Here is a 4,621-nt window from a genome sequence, read left to right as displayed (position 1 = left end):
GCAGTCCCTGAAGGAGAGGCGCGGGCAAGCCGCGTCTCACCTTCACGGCCAGCCCCATTCTGGAAAGAGGGCGCACCAAGCCGGAAGGTTCTCGCCACAAAAGGAGACGATCATGGGCTATCAGATTGTTCAGCAGATCGAGGGCGCAAGCGCCAGCATCATCACCGACGACCTGCACGGAACCGCCGCAAATCTCGGCCTTGAGATTTATGGCATTGAGACGCGCGCCAACCTGCGCCCCTGCCTTCAGGGTCAGCCGAAAATCCGCGGCTATGTCGGCCCCTGCTATGGCGGGGAAGTCGATGGCGTTCCCGTCATTCGGTATGAGGACGCGGCCACCTATCGCGAAATGGGGGCATGACCATGCCCGCATTTGACTGGCAGACCATCGAGCCGCGCGCGCGCAAGATTGCGGAACAAAACGACCGTTTCCGCACCACCTGGGGGGCCGATTTCACCATCCCTGGCCATGTTGTCGTGACGGCGGGCGTTCACGCCCTCGGCTTTGAAGTTGTCGCCTTGCTGATGGTGGAGGTGATGGGCTTCGCCACCTTCACCGAGGACAACGACCCGAGCGGTTTGCATGACTTTGGCGTGGTGACAATCTGCGGGGTCCGCGTCTACTGGAAGATCGACCTTTACGACCCCGATTATGCCTATGGGTCCGAGGTGCCGGACGACCCGACCGTGACGCGCCGTGTTCTGACGCTGCTTCTACCGTCTGAATATTAAGAACATCAGAGGGGCATGTGTCTACTGTGGTTGACACCTGCCCCTCTGTCAACTACAGTAGACACATGATCGAGATACGGCAAACAGACGATTTTGTATCGTGGTTCAAGGGCCTGAAAGACGCCAATGCGAAGGCGCGCATCGTGCAACGTCTGATCCGGCTTGAGGATGGCAACTTTGGCGATGTGAAGCACTTCCACGGCATTGGAGAAATGCGGATCGACTATGGCCCCGGATACCGAGTGTATTTCGTCCAGAAAGGGGCCGTGCTGGTGATCTTGTTGTGCGGCGGCGACAAGCGCCGCCAAGCCAGGGATATAGAACGCGCGCGCCAATTGGCGCAGGAGGTAGAGACATGACCGTGAAGACAACCCGCTTCGACGCAGCCGAATATCTGGATACGCCCGAGGTTCAGGCCGCTTTTGTGGCCGATGCGTTCGAGAGCGGTGACGAAGCCTACATCAAGAAAGCGCTGGCCACTGTGGCACGCGCCCGCGGCATGACCGCCGTGGCTCAAGAGGCCGACCTGGCGCGTGCGACACTTTACAAAAGCCTCTCCGAAACCGGCGACCCTAAGCTTTCTACGCTTATGAACATCCTGACAGCCTTGGGGATGGAAATATCGGTTCGGACAAAAGCGCCTAAAGCAGCTTAAAGCTTTACATCATCCATCATCACGACCCGCTGCCAAACGGGTTGTGATATTGCCCCGTCCTACCCGCTCCTATTGGGGACAGGGCAGCCGGGGCGGCGGTGGCGTACCTTCAGCGTTATTTCGATCTCCGCCGGTGCATTGGTCGGAGATTAGCAAATTGTTCGTCTGGGCGCCTCCCTCTGGCCGTCCGGTCTAGGGCTTTCGCCCTGGACCTCCCGGCCCGAGGGACCGCGCTCCAGGCTCCGGCCGTTCCGGCCTGCGCCCCGAACCTCGCTCGCCCCTTCTCCCTTTGCGCCAAGAGGCGGCGGCCGGATCGACCTGCCCCGCGCGTCACCAGCTCCACCGTTTTGAAGATCGAGGGTGATCCCCGCTGGCGCGGTGATCGCGTCATGCAGGGGGATTTGGTGTAAGCCAAACGCCCCTGCCCCCGTGGGCCGCGCCTGGCGGGCGCGTCCGTATCAGGGGGCTGACGGCCCCCCACGCAACCACAAAATGCGGCACTGCGCGCGGCCCCTCCCCATCTTCCTCCGCCTCGTGCCTCGGCTCCGTGCAGACGGGGCCCCTCCCCGCTCCGTTGGATTTTGAAGTGGCGCGGCTCCCCCCGTTCCTCGCCGGAAGGCAGTCCGGGAAGGAGAGGCGCGGGCAAGCCGCGTCTCACCTTCCCGGCCAGCCCCATTCTGGAAAGAGGGCGCACCCGGCCGGAGGGTTCTCGCCACAAAAGGAGCGCCAAACATGGCAATGACCTATCACCTTCAATCCTCCCCCGCGATCTACACCCCCGGCGTCATCGCCTGGGCCATCAATGGCTATGCCTTCAAGAAGGACTGCCCGCAGTTGCTGAACACCATCTGCGACGGAGTTCCGGACGTCCCGCGCGCCGCTGTTGAGCGGCTTCTGTCGGAAGCTGTGCCCTACACCGTGGAAGATGAAACCCTTGTTTTCACCGTGGAGGACTAAGGCCATGACCGCGCAGCCCTATAAGACGTGGCGGATGTTCGACAGCACGGATGGCGCTATCGACTACCGCCGCGAACACGGCACCGGAGGCTGGATCTTCTCTTATGCGGACAGCGCCGAGGCGGTTCTGTTTCCGTGGCAGATGACCCCGAGCGAAGTCTTGCAGTCCGTGTTTGTGGTCAACCGCCACGGCTACCTGATCGGATGCGATGACAAGCGCCAGCCGCAGGATGAAATGCGCGATCTTCCCAAAGCCGCCCCTGTGCTGGAACGGCTTGTGAAGCCGGCCCGCCGTTACCTGCTTGCGCCAAGTGAGCAGATCGGGCCGCGCATGAACGGCACCGTCTAAACCTTCCGCCTTGTCCCATGACGGGACAAGGCACCCCCAACACAATGAAGGACCGAGCCGATGACTAAAATTTATGGCGGCTGCATCGATGCCGAAGGAAGGGACCTTGAGGACGATGTGATGGAGCATGTCTGCCGCGCGTGTGGACAGAGGGGCAGAACGAGGTTCTGGGAGAAAGCCGAAGGCGGATCGCTCAACAGCTATCAGCACACCTATTGCCTTGATTGCACCTATCAGGACGGCGACGATGTGCAGGGTCCGGACGTGCGAGATGCAATGAGACGCGAGGAACAAGACGAAATGCCGGAGCCGTCCCGCCTGACGCGGCTTTATTGGGACATTCGTGGCCGCATCGCGGACCTCCTAAGCACTTGCCGCTAACACGTCGCCCGCCGAAAGGCGAGCGTCACCCCGAGATCGAGAAAGGCCGAACGCATGAATCGCATCTATCACCGCATTTATCTGGCCGCGTGGGGCGGTTGGATCATGCCGCGTTGGGTCCGGAAAGCCACGCCGCGCACCGAGCTTCACAAGGCATGGCTGTTCGGGGCCGGACACTGGTTCGAGGAAAACGGAACCCGTTACGGACCCGCCAACCGCTACCCGTGGCCGGGACATGACCTGCCGCTTGAGGATTAGGAAGCAACCCGCCGCGTGGCGGGTTGAGCTTTTCAGAATGCCCGGTCCTGCCACCGCCCCTTGCAGGGGCAGCGCCAGGATCGGCCCGCGCTGCCCACGCGGGTGCGCCTTCGGCGCAGTCCTTCCGGGGTCAGGCCGCTGGCGCGGCCCGACCTTCAGGAAACCCGGAACGCAGCACCGTCGCCGTCCGCCCCACCAGGATTTCAGGATCGAGCGCGCCGTTCCAGGCATCCGACCTGATGGCGGCCCGCTCCTTTGAGTGAATGTTGATGCATTGCAACTCAGTTTGCTTCGGCCCGGACAGGCGCAAGGGCTAAAGCCCTTCTCCGCTGCGCTGCGACCCTGCGGGTGCGCCTGTCCTTAAAGCCTTCGCACCTTTGAGCCGCAATCAACACTCGCTCAAAGGAGCTACCATCATGACCAAGATCCTCGCCACTCTGCGCTCGATCCTGAAATCCCTCACCACCAAGGCGAAAATCAGCGTCTCCGTCGCCCTCAGCGTTCCGGGCTTCCTGAAGGTCGAAGTCAGCTACGACCGCGACCTCACCGAACCCCGAAAGGACAAGGACGCCTGAGCGGCGTCCCGGCCCGCCCTGCGGCGGGCCTTTCCTACCGCCGCCACTCCCCGATCCCGTCCCAAAGATCGTTCAGAAGGCCCGACGCCCGATAGGTTCGGCCGCTGTCGTCCGGAAAGAAGTTCTGGATCGCCGCGTGCATCGCGTCCATCCCGCCGAGCTGGTGCAATGCCTCGCCCGCCGATCGCATGTTCTCCAACACCTGCCCTGTCACCTGCGAAGGAAGCGGCGCAGCTTCGACCGCCAGAAACGCATCACGCGCCATCTGGTAGGTCCGGAAAACCCGCATGTGATCGTGCAGGTTCGGCTTGCGGGTTTCATCCCCGGTCAGAAGCCAGTGAGCATCCACATTCAGCTTCGACACCACCAAAGCCAGAAAGTCAGCTTTGGGCGTCCGGTTGAGGTTGATATAGTTGGACAGGGAGCTTTTACTGATGCCGAACCGTTCTTCCGCATCGCGCAGGGTCATCCCGTTTTTGCGGATCGCTTGTTCAAGCCTCATGCCGATCAACGCAGATTTGTCCACAAGCGTCCCCTTTCGGATGCTTCATTCCACATTCGGGAACATCACGTCAATGGTTCGGGCGCATCCCTCGTGCCGTCCGGTCTAGGCTTTCGCCCTTGACCTCCCTGCCCCAGTGACCGCGCTCCAGGCTCCGGCCGTTCCGGCCTCCGCCCCGAACCTCGCTCGCCCCTTCTCCCTTCGCGCCAGGA

The 4,621-nt window shown here is 62.0% G+C and carries 11 protein-coding genes; 9 read left to right on the top strand and 2 right to left on the bottom strand.

All coding sequences use genetic code 11. From position 1 onward, the window contains the following. Window positions 1–112: 112 nt before the first annotated feature. The 8 genes from ACSHZY_RS18700 (at window position 113) to ACSHZY_RS18665 (ending at window position 3,332) form a co-directional block, all read left to right on the top strand. Window positions 113–361, top strand: a complete 249-nt coding sequence (locus ACSHZY_RS18700; RefSeq protein WP_435171729.1) for a hypothetical protein — start codon at window positions 113–115, stop codon at window positions 359–361. Next, the gene (locus tag ACSHZY_RS18695) at window positions 358–732 is read left to right on the top strand and encodes a DUF3768 domain-containing protein (protein ID WP_435171727.1); all 375 of its coding nucleotides are present in this window, start codon (window positions 358–360) and stop codon (window positions 730–732) included. The genes ACSHZY_RS18700 and ACSHZY_RS18695 overlap by 4 nt, the downstream gene beginning before the upstream one ends. Before the next feature lie 65 nt (window positions 733–797). Beyond that, complete coding sequence (locus ACSHZY_RS18690) at window positions 798–1,091, top strand: type II toxin-antitoxin system RelE/ParE family toxin (protein ID WP_435171725.1); 294 nt, start codon at window positions 798–800, stop codon at window positions 1,089–1,091. Then, complete coding sequence (locus ACSHZY_RS18685; RefSeq protein WP_435171723.1) at window positions 1,088–1,387, top strand: addiction module antidote protein; 300 nt, start codon at window positions 1,088–1,090, stop codon at window positions 1,385–1,387. Before ACSHZY_RS18690 ends, ACSHZY_RS18685 begins: the two co-directional genes overlap by 4 nt. 732 nt (window positions 1,388–2,119) lie before the next feature. After that, a complete protein-coding gene (locus ACSHZY_RS18680) occupies window positions 2,120–2,344 on the top strand; it encodes a hypothetical protein (RefSeq protein ID WP_435171722.1) in 225 nt (74 codons plus the stop codon). 4 nt (window positions 2,345–2,348) lie between these two features. After that, window positions 2,349–2,693, top strand: a complete 345-nt coding sequence (locus ACSHZY_RS18675) for a hypothetical protein (RefSeq protein ID WP_435171720.1) — start codon at window positions 2,349–2,351, stop codon at window positions 2,691–2,693. A 60-nt stretch (window positions 2,694–2,753) separates the two neighbouring features. Then, window positions 2,754–3,074, top strand: coding sequence for a hypothetical protein (locus ACSHZY_RS18670; protein WP_435171718.1), 321 nt, complete (start codon window positions 2,754–2,756; stop codon window positions 3,072–3,074). Between the two features lie 54 nt (window positions 3,075–3,128). Beyond that, a complete protein-coding gene (locus ACSHZY_RS18665) occupies window positions 3,129–3,332 on the top strand; it encodes a hypothetical protein (RefSeq protein ID WP_435171716.1) in 204 nt (67 codons plus the stop codon). Window positions 3,333–3,462: 130 nt separating this feature from the next. Here ACSHZY_RS18665 and ACSHZY_RS18660 read toward each other — a convergent pair whose 3' ends face one another. Continuing rightward, the gene (locus ACSHZY_RS18660) at window positions 3,463–3,642 is read right to left on the bottom strand and encodes a hypothetical protein (RefSeq protein ID WP_435171714.1); all 180 of its coding nucleotides are present in this window, start codon (window positions 3,640–3,642) and stop codon (window positions 3,463–3,465) included. 106 nt (window positions 3,643–3,748) lie between these two features. Here ACSHZY_RS18660 and ACSHZY_RS18655 point away from each other — a divergent pair, with 106 nt between their 5' ends. After that, entirely contained in the window at window positions 3,749–3,907 is a 159-nt protein-coding gene (locus ACSHZY_RS18655; protein WP_435171713.1) for a hypothetical protein, read from the top strand. A 34-nt stretch (window positions 3,908–3,941) separates the two neighbouring features. On the opposite strand, the gene ACSHZY_RS18650 is transcribed toward ACSHZY_RS18655, so the two are convergent. Next, complete coding sequence (locus ACSHZY_RS18650) at window positions 3,942–4,409, bottom strand: helix-turn-helix domain-containing protein (protein ID WP_435171711.1); 468 nt, start codon at window positions 4,407–4,409, stop codon at window positions 3,942–3,944. Between the last annotated feature and the right edge of the window lie 212 nt (window positions 4,410–4,621).

This window comes from Falsirhodobacter sp. 1013, from assembly GCF_051195255.1.
Classification (GTDB): domain Bacteria; phylum Pseudomonadota; class Alphaproteobacteria; order Rhodobacterales; family Rhodobacteraceae; genus Falsirhodobacter.
Note: the sequence above shows the minus strand (reverse complement) of the source record. Positions and strands in the feature narration are given on the sequence as shown.